This window comes from Hydrogenoanaerobacterium saccharovorans, assembly GCF_016901815.1.
GTDB lineage: Bacteria > Bacillota > Clostridia > Oscillospirales > Ruminococcaceae > Avimicrobium > Avimicrobium caecorum.
Genome location: NZ_JACSNR010000037.1, coordinates 1 through 546 on the forward strand (window position 1 = coordinate 1; position 546 = coordinate 546).

At 50.9% G+C, this 546-nt stretch carries 1 protein-coding gene; it reads left to right on the plus strand.

Annotated features, from left to right (window positions below; translation table 11 throughout):
- A partial coding sequence (locus H9X81_RS11560; RefSeq protein ID WP_275951281.1) for a type I restriction-modification enzyme R subunit C-terminal domain-containing protein occupies window positions 1-546 on the plus strand: 546 nt, incomplete at both ends.

Consider the following 546-nt stretch of genomic DNA (forward strand, 5'->3'; position numbering starts at 1 on the left):
AGCAGATCATCGGCCGTGGCACCCGTCTGCGGGAAAAAGAGGGCAAGACACACTTTGTGGTCATGGATTTCCGCAATGTCACCCGCCTGTTCGCTGATCCGGAATGGGATGGCCCCATCGAAATTGATGAAGGGTTCACGCCGGGCGGAAAGCAGGCTGATCCCCAAAAACCGCCGGATGGCGATGGAAAAGAAGATCGGGAAACTCCGCCGGAGCCGAAACATAAGCCCATTGTGGACAAGCACGGCTGCAAGGTGCAAATTATCCATAAAACTGTATCGGTGTACGACGCAAACGGGAAACTGCTGCGTCAGGAGAGTATCGTGGACTACACCAAAGAAAATATCCGGGGCGAATATGCCTCTCTGGATAACTTCATCCGTCAGTGGTCAGCGCAGGAGAAGAAGGAGCAGATTCGTGATCTGCTCTACGAACGAGGCATTGATCTGGAGCTGATGAAAGCTGATCAGAATATGACTGATGTGGATGATTTTGACTTCATCTGCCATGTAGCTTTTGATAAAAAGCCATTGACTCGAAAAGAGC